At 41.9% G+C, this 20,518-nt stretch carries 18 protein-coding genes and 1 pseudogene; 11 read left to right on the top strand and 8 right to left on the bottom strand.

All coding sequences use genetic code 11. From position 1 onward, the window contains the following. Window positions 1-490: 490 nt before the first annotated feature. The 4 genes from LEP1GSC194_RS17120 to LEP1GSC194_RS17105 form a co-directional block, all read right to left on the bottom strand. On the bottom strand, window positions 491-673 hold the full coding sequence (locus LEP1GSC194_RS17120) for a hypothetical protein (RefSeq protein ID WP_020774747.1): 183 nt from the start codon (window positions 671-673) through the stop codon (window positions 491-493). A gap of 188 nt (window positions 674-861) precedes the next feature. Continuing rightward, complete coding sequence (locus tag LEP1GSC194_RS17115) at window positions 862-1,275, bottom strand: nucleoside-diphosphate kinase (protein WP_003005802.1); 414 nt, start codon at window positions 1,273-1,275, stop codon at window positions 862-864. Window positions 1,276-1,284: 9 nt separating this feature from the next. Continuing rightward, window positions 1,285-1,767 (bottom strand): pantetheine-phosphate adenylyltransferase, encoded by a 483-nt coding sequence (gene coaD, locus LEP1GSC194_RS17110; RefSeq protein ID WP_020774740.1) that lies wholly within the window; start codon window positions 1,765-1,767, stop codon window positions 1,285-1,287. After that, window positions 1,764-2,975 (bottom strand): argininosuccinate synthase, encoded by a 1,212-nt coding sequence (locus tag LEP1GSC194_RS17105; RefSeq protein ID WP_020774754.1) that lies wholly within the window; start codon window positions 2,973-2,975, stop codon window positions 1,764-1,766. Before LEP1GSC194_RS17105 ends, coaD begins: the two co-directional genes overlap by 4 nt. Before the next feature lie 884 nt (window positions 2,976-3,859). On the opposite strand from LEP1GSC194_RS17105, the gene LEP1GSC194_RS17100 reads away from it, so the two are divergent. Further along, window positions 3,860-6,250, top strand: coding sequence for a M4 family metalopeptidase thermolysin (locus LEP1GSC194_RS17100; RefSeq protein WP_036043546.1), 2,391 nt, complete (start codon window positions 3,860-3,862; stop codon window positions 6,248-6,250). Window positions 6,251-6,553: 303 nt separating this feature from the next. Here the strand turns inward: LEP1GSC194_RS17100 and LEP1GSC194_RS17095 are convergent, their stop codons facing one another. The 4 genes from LEP1GSC194_RS17095 to LEP1GSC194_RS17075 form a co-directional block, all read right to left on the bottom strand. Then, window positions 6,554-7,198: a hypothetical protein gene (locus tag LEP1GSC194_RS17095; RefSeq protein ID WP_020774757.1), complete on the bottom strand. Its 645-nt coding sequence runs from the start codon at window positions 7,196-7,198 to the stop codon at window positions 6,554-6,556. Between the two features lie 143 nt (window positions 7,199-7,341). Beyond that, the gene (locus tag LEP1GSC194_RS17090; protein ID WP_020774749.1) at window positions 7,342-7,965 is read right to left on the bottom strand and encodes a hypothetical protein; all 624 of its coding nucleotides are present in this window, start codon (window positions 7,963-7,965) and stop codon (window positions 7,342-7,344) included. A 24-nt stretch (window positions 7,966-7,989) separates the two neighbouring features. Continuing rightward, a complete protein-coding gene (locus LEP1GSC194_RS17085) occupies window positions 7,990-9,393 on the bottom strand; it encodes a DUF2779 domain-containing protein (RefSeq protein ID WP_173644571.1) in 1,404 nt (467 codons plus the stop codon). A gap of 161 nt (window positions 9,394-9,554) precedes the next feature. Next, window positions 9,555-10,712: a hypothetical protein gene (locus LEP1GSC194_RS17075; RefSeq protein WP_020774755.1), complete on the bottom strand. Its 1,158-nt coding sequence runs from the start codon at window positions 10,710-10,712 to the stop codon at window positions 9,555-9,557. A gap of 139 nt (window positions 10,713-10,851) precedes the next feature. Between LEP1GSC194_RS17075 and LEP1GSC194_RS17070 the strand changes: the two are divergent. The 10 genes and pseudogenes from LEP1GSC194_RS17070 to LEP1GSC194_RS17025 form a co-directional block, all read left to right on the top strand. Continuing rightward, window positions 10,852-11,154: pseudogene (locus LEP1GSC194_RS17070) on the top strand (DKNYY domain-containing protein); the annotation flags it as partial. A 70-nt stretch (window positions 11,155-11,224) separates the two neighbouring features. Continuing rightward, window positions 11,225-11,602: a hypothetical protein gene (locus LEP1GSC194_RS17065; RefSeq protein WP_017807665.1), complete on the top strand. Its 378-nt coding sequence runs from the start codon at window positions 11,225-11,227 to the stop codon at window positions 11,600-11,602. Between the two features lie 212 nt (window positions 11,603-11,814). Next, window positions 11,815-12,744, top strand: a complete 930-nt coding sequence (locus LEP1GSC194_RS17060) for an ABC transporter ATP-binding protein (RefSeq protein WP_020774751.1) — start codon at window positions 11,815-11,817, stop codon at window positions 12,742-12,744. A gap of 6 nt (window positions 12,745-12,750) precedes the next feature. Beyond that, on the top strand, window positions 12,751-13,479 hold the full coding sequence (locus tag LEP1GSC194_RS17055; RefSeq protein WP_020774753.1) for an ABC transporter permease: 729 nt from the start codon (window positions 12,751-12,753) through the stop codon (window positions 13,477-13,479). Then, complete coding sequence (locus tag LEP1GSC194_RS17050) at window positions 13,476-15,551, top strand: motility-associated ABC transporter substrate-binding family protein (protein ID WP_020774756.1); 2,076 nt, start codon at window positions 13,476-13,478, stop codon at window positions 15,549-15,551. Before LEP1GSC194_RS17055 ends, LEP1GSC194_RS17050 begins: the two co-directional genes overlap by 4 nt. Then, window positions 15,548-16,639 carry a hypothetical protein gene (locus LEP1GSC194_RS17045; RefSeq protein ID WP_020774748.1) on the top strand — a complete coding sequence of 364 codons (1,092 nt, stop codon included), beginning with the start codon at window positions 15,548-15,550 and terminating at the stop codon, window positions 16,637-16,639. The genes LEP1GSC194_RS17050 and LEP1GSC194_RS17045 overlap by 4 nt, the downstream gene beginning before the upstream one ends. Further along, entirely contained in the window at window positions 16,636-17,253 is a 618-nt protein-coding gene (locus LEP1GSC194_RS17040; RefSeq protein WP_020774744.1) for a hypothetical protein, read from the top strand. Before LEP1GSC194_RS17045 ends, LEP1GSC194_RS17040 begins: the two co-directional genes overlap by 4 nt. Continuing rightward, window positions 17,250-18,647, top strand: coding sequence for a UDP-N-acetylmuramate--L-alanine ligase (locus LEP1GSC194_RS17035; protein WP_020774746.1), 1,398 nt, complete (start codon window positions 17,250-17,252; stop codon window positions 18,645-18,647). Before LEP1GSC194_RS17040 ends, LEP1GSC194_RS17035 begins: the two co-directional genes overlap by 4 nt. Next, complete coding sequence (pheS, locus tag LEP1GSC194_RS17030) at window positions 18,644-19,669, top strand: phenylalanine--tRNA ligase subunit alpha (protein WP_020774743.1); 1,026 nt, start codon at window positions 18,644-18,646, stop codon at window positions 19,667-19,669. Before LEP1GSC194_RS17035 ends, pheS begins: the two co-directional genes overlap by 4 nt. A 1-nt stretch (window position 19,670) precedes the next feature. Beyond that, window positions 19,671-20,093 (top strand): acyl-CoA thioesterase, encoded by a 423-nt coding sequence (locus LEP1GSC194_RS17025; protein WP_020774742.1) that lies wholly within the window; start codon window positions 19,671-19,673, stop codon window positions 20,091-20,093. Window positions 20,094-20,518: the final 425 nt, after the last annotated feature.

Genomic DNA, 20,518 nt, shown 5'->3' with positions numbered 1-20,518 from the left:
TCTATGCCCGAAAATATATTAAATCGAAAATTAGCCCAATATGGTCTTATGTAAAAAAAAATAGCGGGAGGGCTTGACACAAGAAACATAGGAGAGAGCCATAACCTTACCCACAAATACTTGGATCTCAAGATAAATCTGTCGGAATTACGACAATCTACTGTGAAACAAGCAAGCCCCACCCGCGTTTTTGGGTGGAGGGGAGAGGCGGCGGGAAGACTCCGGTGGCTTTTCTTTATCAGAAAATCATACTTTTTGCAAGTAAAAAGCTCCATTCTTGTCGGAACATTTGAAAAATGTGCGTTTTTGATTCTTCTTATTCCAAAAACCTTCTTAACTTGTGGGTAAGGTTATGTAACTTGTGGGGTCGCTTATGCCACTCTAAGGATCGCAGTTCAGGAAGCGAGATAGCCGGAGGTAGGTGGAAATTCGAATCGGGAAGGAAAAATGCGGCTTATAAACGAAAGTTAAAAGAGATTATTAGACGGAATTATTCGATTTCAAAATCCGATTCGGAATCCACAAGAAATTCTTCTCTGGAATAAATAAGTTCCATCACGTCGTCCATCCAATCCGGGGTTCCGTGATTCGGATCACCGAAGGGATCGTTGGTCCTGTATTGTTTCATGATTTCGCTGTGTTTTTGAAGTTGTTCTTTTGTGCTTGCGTTCATATTCAAATTGTCGGTTTAAAAAATCGTTTTATAACTGAATTAAGAAAATAATTAATAATTTCTTTCCAAAAAGTACAACTAAAAAATCGATTAATTTTAAAATATTTTAAACTGAATTCAAAATTCATCGTCGTAGAAATTCCGAAAAAATACGAATGGGCCTAACGATTGCCAGGCCCGAAAACGTCTTAAAACAATTCGTTTCCTTTAAAAAAGAAGGAAACTTCAAGAGCGGCGTTATCGTCCGAATCGGAGCCGTGTACCGCGTTTGCTTCCTTGCTTTCCGCATACAGAGCGCGAATCGTTCCGGCCGCCGCTTCTTTCGGATCGGTCGCTCCGATGACTTCTCTCCAATGAAGAACGGCGTTATCTCTTTCGAGAGCGGCGGCGACAATCGGTCCGGAAGACATGTAGTTGCACAGGTCGTTGTAAAACGGACGGGCGGAGTGCACTTTATAAAATTGTTTTGCGTCTTCGAGGGATAACTTTAGATACTTCAACCCTAGGATTTTAAATCCTTCTTTTTCGATTCTCGCAAGAATGTTTCCGACGTGTTTGTTTTTTACACCGTCGGGTTTGATCATGATAAACGTTCTGGACATTTTTTTTCCTTATTGAAAGAGTTTTTTAAGTAATGCTTTGCTGACGATTTCGGGAACTTGGTTGCTCACGTCCCGACCGTGTCTTGCGACTTCCTTTACGATCGTGGAAGAAATGAAGGAATATTCGCTCGAAGACATGAGAAAAACGGTTTCCACATTCGGAGCCAATTTTTTATTCATTAAAGAAATGGCATATTCGTAGTCGAAATCGGTGACCGCTCTGAGTCCTCGAATGATACTGTTGGCTCCGACCTTATTGCAGTAATCCACGGTGAGACCCGGAAAGGTATCGATTTCCAAACCTTTCATTCCTTTTGTAACCTCGCGGATAAACTCGAGTCTTTCTTCTATCGAAAACAACGTGGACTTGTTGGAATTGACCGCGATCGCGATGATCACCTTGTCGAAAAGCCCCATAGATCTTTGAAGAATGTCCAAATGTCCGTTTGTCAACGGATCAAAGGAACCCGGATAAATCGCCAAATGTTTCATTTATTACGAAGCCTGGCCGTTTCTTGAGCGGGTAAGCCGTAGATATTGATAAACCCTTCGGCATCTTTTTGATTATACAATTCCTCTTTTTCAAAGGTGGCCATCTCCGGATTGTAAAGAGATACGGAAGATTTTCTCCCCACTACCGAACAGGTTCCTTTGTAGAGTTTTACTTTTACGGTTCCGGTCGCGTATCTTTGCGTTTCCGAAATAAATGCGCGAACCGCTTTCATTCTCGAGGAGAACCAGTGTCCGTTGTAAATGAGTTCCGCAAATTCGATGGATAATTTATCCTTATGATGTTGTGTGTCCCGATCGACCGTGATCGATTCCAAATCCCTATGAGCGACGAATAATACGGTGCCGCCCGGAGTTTCGTAAACGCCTCTGGACTTGATCCCGACCAAGCGGTTTTCAACGATGTCCACTCTTCCCACTCCGTGTTTACCCGCGATCGTGTTGAGGGCCTCCATTACTTCGAGAGGATTCAGTTTTTTACCGTTGATCGCGACGCAATTTCCTTCCTGAAAATCAAGTTCCAAGTATTCGGGAGCATCGGGGGCCTTTTCGGGAGAGGTCGTCAAAAGAAACATGTTCTCGTTGGGTTCTCTATAAGGATCTTCTAATATTCCACCTTCGTAAGAAATGTGCATGAGGTTGCGATCCATGGAATAGGGTTTTTCCGCGGTTACGGGAACCGGAATCCCTTTGGACTTTGCGTATTCGATCAGATCGGATCTGCCGCCGAAATCCCAGATTCTCCAAGGCGCAATGATGGTTTTTTCCGGAGCTAAAGATTTAACGCCGAGTTCGAAACGAACCTGATCGTTTCCTTTGCCGGTCGCGCCGTGAGCGAAAGCGTCTGCGCCTTCTTTTTCGGCGACTTCCACCATCGCCTTTGCGATCAGAGGTCGGGCGAGAGAGGTTCCGAGAAGATAACGCATTTCATAAAGTGCGTTTCCTTGAATGGCCGGAAAAATAAAATCTCTAGCAAACTCCAAACGGAGGTCTTGAATATAAACCTTGGAAGCGCCGGTTTTAATTCCTTTCTCTTCCAGTCCGGAAAGTTCTTCCTTCTGGCCTACGTCCGCAGTAAAAGCGATCACTTCGCAACCGTAGGTTTCTTTCAACCAAGTGAGAATCACGGACGTATCCAAACCACCGGAGTAAGCAAGGACGATTTTTTTAACAGGTTTGTTTTGCGCCATTCTGAATACACTGAAAATCGGTCCGGGTCTGTGGACAACCGGATTTTCCCGATTCTGAAACGGGATTTAGGGGCTTTTTGTTTTCGGAAGTTCCATCCTATTGGAAATCGAGAAAAAGAAATCGGATATATTTTCTAAGGAATCGATCCTAAAACTTTCGCAACCCGACAACTCATTGGTCCATCTGGGAAGAAAAACGAGTTCGATACAAATTCGAAAGCGAATTCGTTTCTCGGCGAATTTTTATCTTTCGCATTTTTGAATTCCTTTACGGCGCATGCTTTTTTCTCATTCTACGGAAAACGTTCCGATCAAAATTCTAAAAGATCATCCCATTCTTTGGATAGAAAGTTAACTTTTGAGCTTGGATATAATTTATTTCTATATAATGTTGTTATATTTTAATTAATTAATGTTTCTACTTTGTTTGTAGTAGTTTGGGCGAGCTAAATTTTTAGGATAATTTTAAATCAAGGATTTTTTATTTGTTCCGGTAAAATAAAAGAAAAATTTAATAATTGTATATTCTATATAAAAAATACTTTACTTTTATAATATATAATGTGGAATCGGCTGCTGGTTGGTCGATTTTAACGTTTATAGGTCTTGGCTTTGTGAGTAAAGGACTTTGAATTCCGACTAATGCATTGTGCCTGGCGAAGGATGGTTATGAAATCCTTATAAAATGGAATCATAATACAATAAGCTCGCCGAAAGCCGGTTTAGGCGAAAATTTAGATTTTACTGAGAACTATAAATACGGTGTTCAAAATTCTGCGTCTAACGCGGAATTTGTGCTCAAATTGACGGTATTTTATTTTATAGGGATCAGTAATGGAGATTTTCTTATAAAAAGTAAAATAGGACAGGAAGAGAGAAAGTGTATGAAACATTTTAAGTGGTTTGGAATCGATTCAAGAAAAAAAATACTCACTGGTATTTCCATCATTGCGATTTTATTTTTATTTTCTTGTAATGATAATAAACAAGGAACCGGGATAGAATCTTGGTTTGGAATTTTAAATCCAGTCAAAGCGGATACCAGAGCAATTTCGGAGAGGGTATATACGTCTGACGGTTCGATTACACTTGCAAAGTTTAATTCGGATCTTGTTCCTTATGCTCGGAAACAGGCTCCTGAAGTTTTAAAAACGTATTTGCAATTACCTTTAAATTCAGAACCGGTTTTTTTGCGTTCGAATCGAATAGGCGCTTATGATCACGATCGGTTTCAACAAAAATACAAAGGAATTAAAGTTGAAAATGGAATTTATACAGTAATCTCAAAAGAGAATACGATCGAATCTATGATGGGTGAATTTTATCAAGTTCCGGAGAGTTTGAATTCTTCTTCTAAATTGTCTGAAGTAGAAGCGCTTACGAAAGCGCTCAAACATTTTGGAGCAAGGAAATATATTTGGGAATCTCCGGAAAGAGAACAAGCCTTGAAAACGAAAAGAAATGATTCAAAGGCAACTTATTTCCCGAAGGGAGAACTTTTGGTTTATCAGCATTCTGTGGCCAAATCGAATTCTCAAAAAGAGTTTCGATTGGCGTATAAGTTCGGGATTTCGGCGATCGAACCGCCTGCTTCTAAATACATTTATGTGGATTCTAACTCCGGTGAGATTTTATCCAGTAAAGACGCTCGAAGATACGAAGCCGGAGGAAATCCGGTTCCGACGACTCCACAACCCCCACCGGAGACGAATTACGGTATTTGTTTTCCGGATAAAACCCCCTGTATCAAACAGGGATCCGCGTCGACTCGTTTTAGCGGAGTGAAACCGATTACAACTTGGACGGCGGGGAAAGCGAATCATTATGAACTTAAGGATTATTCAAGAGGTAACGGAATTGTTACGTATTCTTGGGAATTTGTACCAGAGTCTGAAGATACATTTCAACTTTTGAATGTTCCAATTATTGATACTAGCAACGGTTGGTCAAAATTTGAATATCATGACGATTATAATCATGATGCGTTGTTGGATGCTCATTGGGGAATCGAAATGACCTATGACTACTTCGATTCCATTCACAATCATTTGAGTTATGATGGAAATAATAGCAAGGTAGTGAATAACGTGCATTACTTTGATATGTTTGCAGCCAATAACGCATTTTGGGACCCTGTTACGGAAGAAATATATTATATATATTGTCCTCACAACAGTAGTATATGTAAAAGTTTTGATGTAGCTATTATTTTAGACCCTACATATGAAGATTTTACTTCTTTGGATGTGACTTCTCATGAATTTGGGCACGGTGTAAATGGGGACATTGCAGGTTTCAATTATGATCCTGAGCCTGGAGCTCTCAATGAAGGATTCAGTGATATTTGGAACATTGGTGTGAATAATTATGTAAACAAAACTCTAGGAATGCAAAAGAACGTTTGGTTAGTAGCGGATGAAACGGTTCCAGGGGGAGGAATGCGTTCTGCGGAAAATCCGAAGTCTAACACAGTACTGCATCCAGGACCAAATACATACTATGGAAATCTTTGGGACTTTGAAAACAACGAACCACATACGAACAGTCTTGTTTTGAGCCACTGGTTTTATATCCTTTCCAAAGGAAAACAAGGAATCAATGATCATTGGTGTGAATATAACGTTTCGGGGATTAATATAGAAAAAGCCGAGAAAATCGCCTATTCTGCACTCCATTATCTTTCTCCTACGTCGGGATATAAAACAGCAAGAAGTGCAGCCATTCTCGCCTCCAAGTTCTTATTTGGGAAATTCTCTTCGGAAGTCAAAAACACGATCGACGCCTGGGACGCGGTAGGTGTTCCCGCACAAACGAATTCCCGAGGAGGGGAGGGAGGGCTCAAACCGCAACATTTTATCACTTCCGTAAAACTTTCCAACGTAGAGAAAAATTCCGGAAACGATTGCGGATACAAAGATAACACGTATCTGCACCCGACGGTGTTAAAAGGATTTACGTACAATATCGTATTATCGAGCGAAGGTTCCATAAGTATTCCGTCGAGAACCCATCGATGGAGAGTGTGGATCGATTTCAATCGTGACGGTAGTTTTGATTCTTCGGAAATTGTAGTTCAGGATTCTGTTTACTCCTCCTATGGTGGAACATTACAAAAATCGATTGTGATTCCAGCGAGCGCACTCACCGGAGATACGAAGATGAGGGTTTCTATGAAGGCAGCCCTCGGTTCGGAAACATATCCGCGTGCGGACGAGTCCTTTGGCGAAGGGGAAGTTGAGGATTATACGATTACTATAAGTCAATTCAGTCTTTAGAATCTAATTCAACAAGGGAAATTTCAAATCGGTTCGGATGCAGGCATGGGGCCGATTTTTTTTAACGTGAGTTTTGATGTAAGAAATATTGGCTTGAACTCAACGGTTCTCGCTATGGATCGAAACAGAATACTACGATCGCTTTCGCATTGTATATAACGTGTCCCAAAACTCACTTCGTGCCCGAACGCCTTTTTACGGATCGTCGTTCAGGAAACGAAGTGTTGAGTTTCCTCGATCGCTTCATAAAGAGCGGAGACGATGAGTTTTTACGGGACAGGGCTTATGCCGACTCGCGTTAAGTTAATAACAGCCTCTCCCGAGGGACGTAATGTCAACGGTCCAGTCAGAGCTGGGATTCAGTTTTTGAATCGTAAAATCCGAATCGCTGCAAGTGTTCGCAGAACCGTCGGTCGCCTTACGTTTCATATCTCCTTGATATCGATACCAAAATCTTTCTCCGGAGCTACCGAATTCTCCATCGTCGATTTTCAAATCGGAAAAAGTATATTCACCCGTGTACTTATCGTTAAGCGCTTTGAGGATGATCTCCTTAACCTTCGGTTTAGCCGGAGCGGATTGTTCCCCACCTGCTAATTTTTCAACGTTACCGATGCCTACTTCCGAAAAATTCCACTGATTGGATTTACTGAGAATGTAGTTCGCGCCCGCCTCGTACTTTGTTTTGGCGCTTCCTTTTTTAGAAACTACGATAAAAGGAATTTTATATTTCGTCTCGACGACCTTTCCCTTGGCGTCGGTTTTTTCAAGGATGACCGGCTCGCCTCCGCTTTCCACGGACTCGATCGTTTCACCTTTGTATTTTTTATTCCAATAGGAATGCAAATCGGCTTTCGCTTTTTCTTCACTTGGAGGGACGGGAGCTTCCGAATAAAGTACAGTTGCAAATAAAGCAATCGTCAAACAAAACGCTAAATGTCTTTTCATGAATTTCTCCAAAACAAATTTTCGGAAAGGAATTCCGTAACGAGAAAGAATAGACGAATTATTTTAGATTTCAATCGAAGAAATAAAAAATTGCCAAAAATAGATCGAAAAGATTTTCATTCGAATAAAAATCTCGAAATCGCTCATTCAACGAGGAAGATTCCTTGTTCCGATTTCAGATTCAAAGATCGTTTCGGTTTAAAATCCACCCAAGAGTTTTGATAGTAAGTAAGAAAGAACTTATATTCTCCGGAGCCTGGAAAAAGAATCAGATGGTTCGGTCGTAAAAAATCCTCTCTCAGTTTCAACTCCGAAACGATTTCAGAACGATTTCGATTGAGTACGAGCATTGATGATTTTTTAAAAAGAGATTCATCGATTCCGTCATATCCTTCCGGATCCAAGAGTTCTTTGGAAAGGGAACGTTTTGGAATTTTAGAATTCGGAATCCAACACGCTGATACGGTGCGTTCAAAAAATTCTCCCGAAAGTAAGAGGTTAAGATTTTTTTTGTAATCGTTTTGCGTGGGCGGTTGAGCGGGCGGGCCATAGTAAGAGCGCAGCTCTTGGGTTTTTGCGTCTTCTATTTCCATTTCGAAATTCGGACAACCCCAACCGATCGTCTTAGGAAAGGCGGCGATCTTCGGATAGATTTCTATCGGTTCGTCCGTTCGATTTTCAAAACGAATTTTAAATTCTAAGTCGATGATTTCAGAAGCAGGAAAATTATTTCCAGAAGATTGGAAGGAAAGGATCGGTGAGTTCATAAGAATTCTTTAAAATAACTACGATCAGATGATTTCGATCCATTCCTGGATTTTACGAAGAATGAGAACCATCGCATACGTATCGAGTTTGCAGTATTCGATGAGATTCTTTTCGATCTTTGATTTTTCCGATTCCGTCATCGGTTCGGTTTTTACTCTTAAAAATTCGGAGTTCGCCATTTGGCCCGATTGGATTCCGAGGTTCTTATAATTCCGGCCAGTGATGACGGGAAGGATGGTTTTTAAGGAAGTGCTTCCTTTTTGATCCGGATGATAGTAATCGTATTCCCAAAAAGGTTTTGCCAAATCCACAAAATCGTCCTGGATCGATTTAAGCCAATCCTTATATTCCGGAAAGGTCGATGTGGATTCTTCCAGACATCTCTTTTCGAATTTATCGTTAAAGCAGAGAATCGTTCCGCCGGGTACGATCCATTCTTGCAGTTTTTCTAATATTCCGTTTCTGGGATCTACGATTCCGTCGTCGATATAATGAAAACTTTCCGGTTCTTGGGAAAGGTCCTCCCTTATCACGTGCAGCGAAAACAAAAACGGAACGTGTTGAAACGGATTCGTGTTCGGATAAATCGGAATCGGAGGATTGATAGACTCGAAATCCAAAAAATGAATCGGATAACGAAGCCTTTCGAAAAACTCCGTGAAAACTTTTTGATTCGTATAGGAAGTTCCGGTTCGCATCGTTTGAACCTGGATTTTTTGACGAGGAGTTAGACTTTCCGTTTCTTGAATGTCTTTTAGGTTGAAAACTCCCTGTTCGTAAAATCTTACCGATTCTTCCTTTCCTTCCCGAAGTGTGAAGATATCGCCCGGAATTTTAGGGGTTAGGCAGACTTCCGGATACGAACAGTTTCTCGGATGAGAACATAGATTACTCGCAAAACGAGGAGGAAGATTTTTTCTAGAAAGAAGATCGTATAAGGAATAGGCGGCTTCCTTCGTTTCCTTTGCTTTGAGGATTACTTCGTTTGTGACGTCCTTGCGCACAAAAAAAGAATCGACTCGGATCTCGTCTTGGAAGTGAAACTTGGAATTCACGAAAAGGAGGGTGCATTTGGAAATCGGAAAACCGCATTCCTCCGCTACGAACTTTTGAAATGCAATTTCCGGAATATGTTGTTTTTTGAATGAACTGGAAGCTTTGAGAACCGCGAGTTCGAACGTATTTTCGATCGTTTCGTTCGGAAGAATGTATTCCGCCCTCATGGCGAACTTTTCCGTTTCCAAACAGGCGGATCTGACTCCTTTACCGGATTTCAAAATTCTCCTCGTCTCGGATTCGGAATGGCGGACGTTTTTGGATTCCGGAAAAAGAGAATGAGAAAGTTCTCTTAAAAGGGAATTTTGTTTCGGAGAAATGTATTGGTGTTCAAAGGGATCGAAATCGTGGCGACGTTGATACTTGTTCAGCCAAAGAAGATATTCGCAATGAAGCCCGGTCGTAAAATCCGCTTTTGTGAGTTTTGGAATTTCTCCCTCCGGTCTTTTGAGGGAAAGAAGACCGGAAACCCATTTCGGAAGATGTTTCCGAAACGGGTAAAGCCGCTTTAGAATCGAAGATATTCCGTTTTTCAGGCCAATAGAACCTTGATATCTTTAGGGCTGGAAACCGCGTAGATTTTATTTTCTGAAGTTCCCATGTTCGCCTGAGTCAATTTTTGACTCACCACACTCGGTCCGAAGTCGATACCGGTAACGTTTGCGGCGGTAACAAAGGGTTTAACCGCCTTATCCCAATGGAGAGTTTTGATCAACATCTCTCTAAAAAGATGAAGACCGATTTCCGAATCGGACTGCATGTTTCTTCCGTCGAAGATGGAATAAACGGGAACTTTCAGATCGGAACCTTTGAAATCGAAACCGATTCTTTCCATGTCCAACGGAACGGTTTTGTTCGTATCTTCCATATGCGGAGAATGGAAAGGAGCGGTTGTTCTTAGATAAACGAACTTCACTTTCTTTTCGTCCATTTCCGCTTTGAACTTTTTACGAAGTTCAAGAAGAGACTCGGGACTTCCGGAAACGATGTTGGAATCGGGAGTGTTAAAAAGACTTACGTAGATCGCTTTGTTTCCGCTCAAGCCGAGCGCGTCGTTGGTTTGTTTTACCCTGTCTTCGAGTTCTTTTTGAGAATAACCGATCACCGCAACCATCGGAGCCGGTTGTTTATCGCCCACTTCTTCGTTCGCTTTGAGAAGGGCTTCGGAAGGATTGTAAGCGCCTACGAGTTCCTGCGCTCTGTAACCGATATACAAAACGAACTTTAAGAATTTTGCATATGCGGAATAAAAATCGGCGCCTTCTTTACCGAGCGCGATTAACGCGGAAGAGATGACTCCCTGGCTATGTCCTGTAACCCCGATCGAGTTGGAAATCAGTTCGGAAACCGGAAAACCCTTGTTCGTAAACGCGACGTAGTTTCCGATTTGAGCTAGAAAAATCCCGACGATGGAAACGGGGGCGCTGCAGAGATAGTTTTCGTCCGGAGCCGAATCCGGATTTTTAATCCAGCTTTCGAAGTCGTAACCGCCGTAGACGATTTTCTTATCGAGTATAGGGACTTCCTCCGCAATCGCTTTAAAAGAAATATCGAAGAATTCTTTGAGGGAAGGCTCGGACTCGTAAAGTTTGGAGAGTTCTTTCAGGAACGGAGATCCTTGTCCTCCGAATTGCAGAAAGAGTTTCCCTCCGCTAACCTTGACTTGATTCAGAAAGTTTGCAATTGCCATGAACTTTGTTTTTCCTTAGGTGTTTAAGGATGAATCTCGTTTTACAGGAGGTTCCGCAATTCTTTTTTATTTTCAAGAACTCGCGTTGCGTTCATATATGGATGCAGATTGTTATCTTTTTAAGCCGGGGTTTTAATGGATGAAAACAAATCGAATGACGGAGAAGGATTTTCAAGAGCGCCTTTCTAAGGCGACCCCTGCAAAACCGTTTCAATTTTTTAGACAAGTCGGGTGTGTTTACGACGGATCGAAGATTGTTTGGAAAGGGTGCCCGCCCGAAAACGTAGATCGGAATACCCTCGATCTCAACGACCCGCAAAGTATTCGAGATTTTACAATCGATTTTATGAAAGGCTATGAAGATCGAATTCTTGAAGACGTTGGTCCGCTTTCTCTGCGAAAAATAAATTCGAATCTACTGGCAGATGATCGTTATGTGATTCCAACCGACGATACGACTTCCGTATTTCAAAATCGGAACTATTAGGTTTATTGAATATGACTCATCAAGAATGGTATTTTTTGTCCGGAAAATGGGGATTTGCCGGATACCCGGACTTATTCCAGGCGATCTCAATACGGAGTTGTGTGAAGATAGAATCAAAGACGATGAATTGAAAAAAGAATTAATCGCAGAAGGAACTTATTACGCGGGTCCATGGTGCGGCAAAGTTAAATATAATTATCCGCAAGAGGATAAGCGGGCGCTTTTCAAAAAAGAAATATTTGAACACCAACCTGATTTTGTACTTACGAACGAGTGGTTTGGAAGCGGGCGCGCCGCCGACCGACAAATTTTAGTTTCCCAAAAGGTAAAACAAATTATAGAACAGAATGCTTGGATAGGGCCTATCAAAGGAGCCAATCTTTCCGCCATTCAAGTTCGCTGATTTACATTTGCTAACTCCCGCCGGAATTCGAAGGCATTTCCGTTTATAGGGTCTGCTGTTTCGATTTTCGATTTCAATGAGAAAGTGATTGACCCGAGCCCATAAAATTTTTTCTATTTTTTCTAAATCCTGCAATCAAAAGTAGGGTCTATAATTCCATCAATATCGGACTTCCTGAGTAATGAACTTTCCGATAACAAGTTTAAACAAAGATGATCAAAGTTAAAAACCTATCTAAATTCTATGGCAAAAAACTCGCCATAGATCGTCTGAATTTTGAGTTGGGAGAAGGGGAAATCGTTGGCCTTCTCGGTTTGAACGGAGCCGGAAAAACGACCACGATTCGAATTTTAACCGGATATCTGATCGCGTCCGACGGGATCTGCGAGATCGACGGAACCAACACGTTCGAGAATCCTCTCGAAGTGAAAAAGAAGATCGGTTATCTTCCCGAAACTCCTCCGCTTTATCCCGAACTTTCCGTGGAAGATTATCTCAAGTTCGCCGCGAGAATCAAACAGGTTTCATCCGAGTCGATCGACTCCGAGATCTCGAGAGTTTGTGAAAGGACTTTTCTCACGGATGTTCGTAGGAGCAATATCGAAACTCTTTCGCTCGGGTTTCGTAAGAGAGTGGGAATCGCACAGGCGCTACTTGGAAATCCGAGAATTATCATTCTAGACGAGCCGGTTTCGGGACTAGACCCGAAACAGATCGTTGAAATCAGAAACCTGATCCACTCCTTGAGACAGGGACATACCATTTTACTTTCGAGTCATATCCTTCCCGAAGTTTACAAAACTTGCAACCGTTTCCTATTTTTGCATAAGGGGAGAATGGTATATCAAAGGGACAGAAAACAACTCGAAGAGGAAATGGAAAAACTTTCGGGCCTTGAAGTAACTCTTTCGGGCGCGGACGCCGAGTCCGGTAAAAAATATCTTTCCGCCTTTCCCGGTGTGAGCTCGGATAAGATTCAATCCATAGGAGAGGATTCGAAAGGAAATACGTTTCTCGTTTCCACCTCCGCCGAAAAGGAATTTAAGGAAAAACTTTTCGCATCCGCGTCTTCTTCTCCCCGTTTGGAATACATTCGCAAACAGGAAGTAACCTTAGAACAGATTTTTATGAATCAGGTTTAAAGAACTATGTTTCAAAACATTAAATGGATTTTTTTCAAAGAAGTGAAGGTGTTTTTCGGAACCTTTATGGCTCCTTTGGTATTCGGCGGGACCGCCTTTTTGAATTCTCTCTTCGTGTTGATTTTGAATTTTAATTCGGGTACGAATTACGTCGATACGACCGTGATCACTTTTCTGTCCTTTATGTCGACGATCATCATCGCGATGCTGATTCTTGCGATGGGAAGTATCACCGAGGAAAGAAACCGTGGAACCTTGGAACTTCTTTTTACGGCTCCGATTACGGATTTGGAAATCGTAGCGGGTAAGTTCGCATTCGGAACCCTAATCTGTCTTCTGATTTCCGTATTCGTAAACGGATTGTTTCCGATCTTTCTTTATTCTTTTTGGAAAGCTCCTTTATACATCGTGGCCTCGGGAACGATCGGAGTTTTTCTTTTGGGAATTTTTTCTTTTGCGATCGGGCTTTTCGGAAGCAGCCTCGGTAAGAATCAGATGACTTCCCTTCTGATCTCCATCGTGATCGTCTTGACCCTTTGGGTGTCGGGATATTTTTCGTATCTGTTCGATTCGGTAACGAGAAAGGTTCTCTATCACCTGCATATTTTTTCACATTTCGTCGGCTTTTGTAAAGGAGTTCTGCCTTTGAACGGAATCGTTTTCTTCGTCAGTGGTGCGTTATTCTTTCTTTATCTCACCGTAAAAGTTTTGGAATCTAGGAGATGGAGAGGATGAAAGAATCAGCGTTGTTGAGAATTTTTCCCTGGGTTTCCCTCGCTTCTTTGTTTTTGTATTTTCCGGTTCGTGACAGCATACAGATGCCCGCAAATCGTTGGCTCTGGATGGGTTTCGTATTGACGATCCTGATTTTGGAACCCGCTTATCGTTGGTTCCAAAAAAAGAATATTCAAGAAGAATGGAATTCTTATATAGCTGCTGCTTTGAGCCTTGTCGCTTTCGGGATCTATCATCTTCGGGTTTTTTTGGAGGAGCTGGCGTTGAGGTCCAATTCGACCGGTTCCGGGAACGAAAGAATCCGAGAAATTCTTTTGGTGCTTCTGGTTCTTTTTGCGGCCGGATTTTTGATTCTTACGCTGTTAAAGGAATTAGGCAAAGATTCCGCGGGCGCTCAGAGCGTTTTGAAAACCTCGAAACAGGCTTTGGTTCGATACTTTATCATGAACCTCGCGATCGTTTTTGTGGCTCTTGTGATCGTAAATTATATTTCTGTAATGCGAAATCACAACTTCGATTTGAGCTCCAAGGGACAGTATTCTTTCGGTCCGACAGCCGTCAAAATTCTTAAAAACGTCAACAAAGAAGTCGAAGTAATCGCCTTTTATCCGAGACCTCTGGAAAATTCCTCGTCGAGCGAAAAGGCCAATTCTTTTTCATTGAGAAGGATTCGTCCCGATCTGGAGATTTATTTGGATCAATTGAAATCTTTGAGTCCCCAGTTTAAGGTTCGTTTTATCAATGCGGACGTGGAACTGGACGATCTCGCCGAGTTCGGCCAGGTTTCAAACGGACTTATCCTCCTTAGAACCAAAAAACCTTTGGCTGAGGCGACCGGAAAACAATACGCGGAACAAAGACTCGCGATCCGAGAAAAAAACGATCTGGAAGATTTGGAGCGTAAGATCGTACAAGCGGTCGTGAACATCACAACGGAAGAAAAAAATATTTATTTTACGCAATCGAACGGAGAAAGATTTTCGTCGATCTTTCAAAATCTTCCGAACGAAAAGGTCGGAATTTTATCCAACTCCTTGAGTTTCTTGAACTTTAAAGTCAAAGGACTTGGGATTGCGGAAGGCTGGCCGGTTCGAATTCCCGAAGACGCGGACGTTCTGATGATCACAGGACCAACCGTCGCTTTTTCGAAAGAAGCGCAAACGGCTCTCCTGGATTTTATCGAAAAGAAAAAGGGAAAGGTTTTCATTACGATCGATCCGAAAGGAACGGAAAACTTTGGATGGCTTTTGGAAAAATCGGGTTATGAATTCGTAAAAGGGCCTTTGTCTCAGATTCAGGGCCAGGCCGGAATGGTTCTCGCAAAGTCTTTTAGAAAACACCCGATTGAGGAAGCGTTAACCAGAAAGGACATGGGCGCGATGTTTCCATTTGCGGGTTATTTTGTTCCTCAGGCGGCTCCTTCATCCGGCGGTAAAAATCTCGAAGTTTTTCCTCTGATGGAGTCCGGCGGAGAATCTATATTAGATAAAAATAATAATGGAAAATTGGATACGGGAGAAGAAAAGAGAAACGTAATTCTCGGGATGATTTTGAAGACGATTCCGAAACTTCGGAACGGATCGATCGAGACCGAAAGAAAATCTCAAAACGGTTCGAACTCGACGGAGAAGAAGGAAATCGGTTTAGAAAATTCTAAAGAAGATTCGCAAAAAAATCCGAATTCAACTTTGCCGCCGGGTTTGAACTCTTCGCAGGAAACGGTTTCCCAGAATTCGGATGCCGAAAAAGAATCCACTTCTCAAACCGCGAATACCACTTTGAAGGAAGAAGGAAGAGTCGTGATTTTTTCGGGAACTTCTTGGATCACCGATCAGTTCATTTCTTACGGAACGAACTACGAACTTGCAACTTCTTCGATCACTTGGATGTATCAGGATCTTTCTCTATCTTCCATTCAACCGAAGAAAGAGGAAGTGAATACCGTTTCGTTGACCGATATTCAGAAAAGAGTCGTTTGGATTTTGGGAATGTTTATTTTTCCGGGTTTGATCGCGCTCGTTTCCTCCTTCGTTCTCATTCAAAAGCGTAAAAGAGAAGGAGAAGAATCTTGAAACGCGCCCTTCTTCTCGTTCTTGCGTTAGTCGCCCTTGCTACCAGTTTTTTCTTTTTGGAGGAAAAAAAGGAAGATCGTTCCGAGATTTCCGTTTGGGAGATCGATATAGACGAAATCGAATATCAACCTCCTAAAAATTCTTGGGACGGAGACGACGTTTCCGCATTTTATCGAGCGCCCATTATTCTCAAAAAACAAAAAGGAATCAGCGAACGCGCCGACTTTCTTACGGTGCAGTCCAAGGATTTCGAAACCGGAGAAACTCTTGCGTTCGAAGGCGGTTATAATTCGGAAAATATTTTCCGAGAACTTTCCGTTCTCAAAATCAAAGGTGTCGAACCGATCGTGGACGGAAAAATTCCCACCTCATTGCAGTTAAACGAAAATTCTCCCCGGATACTTTTGAAATCTTCCGGTAAAGTTCTGAAGAAAATTTGGATCGGTAAAAAGAAATCCGGCGATTCCACGAGAATCGTTAGAGAAGGAAACGAGATTTTGATCATCCAAGGAAACACAGCCGAACGTTTCACGAGAGGAATCGGAGAGTTCAGACAAAAACAAATCGTAAATCTTAGGGATGAGTCCGTCGTCGAAACGATTTGGGAAGAGGAAGGAAAAACTCTTCATCTCGACAATCATCCGTTCAAAGAGAAAACGATTAAGAAAAACTTTTGGAGAAGACTTTCCGGGAAACTGATCTCTTTGGAACAACCTTTGGGTGATTCTTGGAACAATCAAGTCGTGGGACAAATTGTGGAATTGTATCCGGACGATCCGAACGGGGCGGGTTACGCCGTAGCCAAAAGTTTAACCGGAGTTCCTGCGGATGTTTCTCTTAAAATTCGAATCTCCAACGGAGATTGGATCACATTGCGTTATTATCCGAAGACGAATATCAATTCCGTTGATTACAGACCTGCGATTCGGATCATAAACGGGAAATTTTCCGAACCTCCTTTTTACATCCGTGAAGATAGTTTCTTGCGGTTAAAAGAAGTTACGGTGAATTTGGACAAAGCGGAACAGAGAAAGGAACCTGTAAAACAGAACGCACTTCCTAAGAATCCCGCTCTTCCCAAAAAATGATCGTAGATAAAGAACAAGATTTTTCCGAAGTTAGAACCGAATTTCTTCGAAAAGTTTTTCAGTCTCCCGAAAACGCCTTTGATCTTTATCAAAAAACGGAAGGTTTCGGTTATTCCGAAATTTTAAAAACTCATTTTCTTCTTTGGATTTTTGCTCCTGCGGCAAAACTCATTTCCAATTTCGTATTTTCGATTCTTTCTTTCGTTCGATACGAAGAAGGCGATTGGAATTTGTTTTCCGGAGTTGTTTTCTCTTTCGCGATGTATCCTGCGGTTTTGTTTTTAGTCGCTCAGTTCGACGTGTTTCGTATCTTTATGAAAAAAGCGGATCGAACCAAAGGGGAAACTCTTCCTCCGGCGAATATTCTTTTGGTTTCGTTTATTCCATTCAGCGCGTCATCAATGTTTTGGATTTTACCTTCTCCATTGCAGGCGGTTTTTATCGCGATTTCGTTTTTTCTTTCCTGCGCGCTTTCCGTCCGAAATTTGAAAAAGATTCTGAATTGGAATGATAAGGAAATTCTAATATTCTTTTTGTCCGGCTCGGCGTATTTTTTGACGGGAATTTTATTTTTAACAATCGTCTACAATTTAATTAGGACCGTTCTCAATTGAAAATTTTTCTGATCGGAATCGGCGGCATCGCTATGGGGAATCTCGCCCGTATGCTTCAGAAAAGCGGACACGAGGTTTCCGGTTCGGACGCCGGCGTTTATCCTCCTATGTCGGATAAATTAAAAGAATGGAATATTCCGTATTTCGAAGGTTTTAAAGCCGAGAATATCAAAGGTCGGGATCTGATCATCGTCGGTAACGCGATCTCCAGGGGAAATCCCGAGGTTGAGGAAATGCTCAACTCCGGGATGAATTATCTTTCCATGCCCGCGGCGATCAGCGAATTTTTTCTCAAGGGAAAGAAGGTAATCGTAGTCGCCGGAACCCACGGGAAGACAACGACTACATTCCTAATTCATCATATACTCAAAGAGAACGGAGTCGAGGCCGGATTGTTTGTCGGAGGAATTCGCAAAGACGGTTTTCCCGGATTCGAACTTGGAAACGGCTCTTACTTTGTCATTGAAGGAGACGAATACGATACGGCGTTTTTTGATAAGTCTTCCAAGTTTTTGCACTATAGACCGACTTACGCGGTGTTAAACGCATTAGATTTTGATCATGCGGATATTTTCCCGGATATCGCCGCGATCGAAACGATGTTCAAACGTCTGATCAATTTGGTTCCCGGAAACGGAAAGATCTTTTATTGGAACGGTTCGGGTTCGCTAAAGAAACTCGTTCAAAACGTAAAGTTTACAAAGGCCGAAGGTTTTGAATGGAATCGAAAGGATTCTTCCCTGATTTGGAAAAAAAACGAACTCCTTTGGGGCGATGTAAAACTCAATCCGGTTCTTTTTGGAGATCACAATTATAGAAACATGGAAGTTGCGATCCGAGTTTGTTCCGAAATTCTGAAAACGCAAAATCCTTCCGGTTATAAAGAAGGAATTGCAAAAGCGATCGATTCGTTTCCAGGCGTGAAAAGAAGACAGGATGTTTTATTTCAATCTTCACAAGCGATTGTAATGGAGGATTTTGCGCACCATCCAGTCGCGGTGCATGAAACAATTCATGCGATCAAGAAACGATTCCACGGTTATAAAATTATTTCCTTGTTTGAACCGAGAAGCGCCACCTCACACAGAAATGTGTTTCAAAAGGAATATTCTTATTCTTTCCTCGGTAGTGATCTTACGATTTTGACGGAGATCCACAATTTAAAAAAAGTATCCAAAGACATTCGTCTGGACGTGAAAAAATTGATTCAGAAACTTCTTAAGAATTCAAAAACCATTCCGATTTATGCAAAGGATCCTCAGGAGCTGCTTGCGAAACTTGAGAAAATGATTCCCCAATTTACTGGACAAAAAATTCTAATCTTAGCTATGTCCAACGGTTCCTTTGGAGGAATTTATCCGGGACTTGTGGAACTCGCTCGGAAACACGTATGAACTTATCTCAAGAACTTGATTCTATCTATGAAGAGGCGATCCAAAAAATCGGTTCTTCTATTTCCGAAGAAGATTTAGATAAGAATAAGAATGATTTTATCGGTAAAAAAGGAAAGCTCACTGCGGTTTTGAAGAATGTCGCATCTCTTTCTATTGAAGAAAAAAAGACAGTAGGTCAGAAAGCGAACGAGCTTTCTAAAAAATTGGAAGCTTTTGTTTCCGATACCAAAACCTCTCTCAAGAAAAAACTTTTTGAAACACAAGCCGCTTCCGAATTTTTCGATAGTCTTCGTCCTCTTCCAAAAGCGGAAAACGGAAGTCTGCATCCGATCACACAGATCCAATACGAGATAGAAGATATTTTCGCTTCGATGGGTTTCAGCGTGATGGACGGTCCGGAAATCGAGACCGACATCAATAATTTCGGCGCTCTTAACTTTACGGAAGATCATCCCGCGAGAGAGATGCAGGATACGTTTTATTTGGAAAACGGAAATTTACTCAGAACTCATACTTCCGCCATCCAAGTAAGAACATTAAGAAAATTGAAACCTCCTTTTCGGATCATCGCGCCGGGTAGAGTTTTTCGTTACGAGGAAGTGGACGCTTCTCACGAACATACGTTTTATCAGATCGAAGGAATGGTCGTAGGTAAGGATATTTCGGCGGCGAATCTGATCGATACGATGCAGGTTTTACTATCCAGAATTTTTGAAAAAGAAATCAAAACTAGACTCAGGCCCGGATATTTTCCTTTTGTTGAACCGGGGTTTGAATTGGATATTAACTGTCTCGTTTGCGATGGGAAGGGATGTCCCGTTTGTAAACAATCCGGCTGGCTGGAACTTTTACCTTGCGGGTTGATTCATCCGAACGTTCTTTCTCATGCGGGGCTTGATCCGAAAGAATGGACCGGATTTGCGTTCGGACTCGGATTGGATCGTCTTGTAATGATGCGTTACGGAATCCACGATATTCGTTATTTCCAATCGGGTAATCTGCGCTTCTTAAAACAATTCTAATATGATTTCCACTCCGATTCAGACCCGGTGGATGGATATGGACCCGTTCGCTCACGTGAGCAATTCGGTTTTCGTATCCTATCTTGAAATCGGAAGAGTGGATTATTGTAAACGTCGTTTTAACGTGAAAGAGATTTTCGACGTTCCGTTTATTCTCGCAAGAATCGAAATCGATCTTAAAAAATCCATCGAGATGCATCATGTCGTCGAAGTGCAAACGAGCGTGACTCGGATCGGGAATCGTTCCTGGGATTTTCAATCGATCATCTTTGAATCCAACACGAAGGAAGTTTTTGCGATTGCGAGAACCGTTCAAGTGACGTTTGATCATGCTAACAAAGCCAGCATTCCGATTCCGCCTAACGTTCGAGCGGTTTTGGAGGAGGACTTGAAAGAATATCAGAGACAGAGCAAAGAAGGTTGAATATGGATTCTGATGTCTTATAATAGCAGGAATTTCTAATGCGATTTCTTGTTATACAATCGGTGAATTGACGGTATATTTTATTTAGAGGATGAAGGTTTGAATTCGTAAATTCAACCAGGTAGAGAAAGAAAATCTATGAAACCAAAAGAATACGATCCTGAGAAGTTATTATGATTCTGGCTCATATCCGAGGAGACGAGATTCTCTTTCAATCAAAAGACTATACAAACTACTTATGGCCGCTCCGTTTGCGCTGGTCTTGGTGTTTTTTACTTACAGCGCGTCCCAAAACCTCCAAGGAAAATTTGCAGGAGTTCCCGCAAATTATGTCTCTTTGACGGTTATTTAGGTTTTTAATAGATTTCCCCATCATTTAAAAACGTAGTAGTTCCCACATTTTGAGGTTTTGGGACAAGCACTTA

It is taken from the genome of Leptospira alstonii serovar Sichuan str. 79601 (assembly GCF_000347175.1).
GTDB classification, from domain to species: domain Bacteria; phylum Spirochaetota; class Leptospiria; order Leptospirales; family Leptospiraceae; genus Leptospira; species Leptospira alstonii.
The sequence above is the reverse complement of the archived record's forward strand: the minus strand, read 5'-3'. Positions and strand labels throughout refer to the sequence as shown.

Bases quoted from the DNA above. Each gene is read 5' to 3' on its own strand.
- LEP1GSC194_RS17120 (WP_020774747.1), bottom strand. From the start codon at position 673: ATGAACGCAAGCACAAAAGAACAACTTCAAAAACACAGCGAAATCATG.
- LEP1GSC194_RS17115 (WP_003005802.1), bottom strand. From the start codon at position 1,275: ATGTCCAGAACGTTTATCATGATCAAACCCGACGGTGTAAAAAACAAA.
- coaD (WP_020774740.1), bottom strand. From the start codon at position 1,767: ATGAAACATTTGGCGATTTATCCGGGTTCCTTTGATCCGTTGACAAAC.
- LEP1GSC194_RS17105 (WP_020774754.1), bottom strand. From the start codon at position 2,975: ATGGCGCAAAACAAACCTGTTAAAAAAATCGTCCTTGCTTACTCCGGT.
- LEP1GSC194_RS17100 (WP_036043546.1), top strand. From the start codon at position 3,860: ATGAAACATTTTAAGTGGTTTGGAATCGATTCAAGAAAAAAAATACTC.
- LEP1GSC194_RS17095 (WP_020774757.1), bottom strand. From the start codon at position 7,198: ATGAAAAGACATTTAGCGTTTTGTTTGACGATTGCTTTATTTGCAACT.
- LEP1GSC194_RS17090 (WP_020774749.1), bottom strand. From the start codon at position 7,965: ATGAACTCACCGATCCTTTCCTTCCAATCTTCTGGAAATAATTTTCCT.
- LEP1GSC194_RS17075 (WP_020774755.1), bottom strand. From the start codon at position 10,712: ATGGCAATTGCAAACTTTCTGAATCAAGTCAAGGTTAGCGGAGGGAAA.
- LEP1GSC194_RS17065 (WP_017807665.1), top strand. From the start codon at position 11,225: ATGGTATTTTTTGTCCGGAAAATGGGGATTTGCCGGATACCCGGACTT.
- LEP1GSC194_RS17060 (WP_020774751.1), top strand. From the start codon at position 11,815: ATGATCAAAGTTAAAAACCTATCTAAATTCTATGGCAAAAAACTCGCC.
- LEP1GSC194_RS17055 (WP_020774753.1), top strand. From the start codon at position 12,751: ATGTTTCAAAACATTAAATGGATTTTTTTCAAAGAAGTGAAGGTGTTT.
- LEP1GSC194_RS17050 (WP_020774756.1), top strand. From the start codon at position 13,476: ATGAAAGAATCAGCGTTGTTGAGAATTTTTCCCTGGGTTTCCCTCGCT.
- LEP1GSC194_RS17040 (WP_020774744.1), top strand. From the start codon at position 16,636: ATGATCGTAGATAAAGAACAAGATTTTTCCGAAGTTAGAACCGAATTT.
- pheS (WP_020774743.1), top strand. From the start codon at position 18,644: ATGAACTTATCTCAAGAACTTGATTCTATCTATGAAGAGGCGATCCAA.
- LEP1GSC194_RS17025 (WP_020774742.1), top strand. From the start codon at position 19,671: ATGATTTCCACTCCGATTCAGACCCGGTGGATGGATATGGACCCGTTC.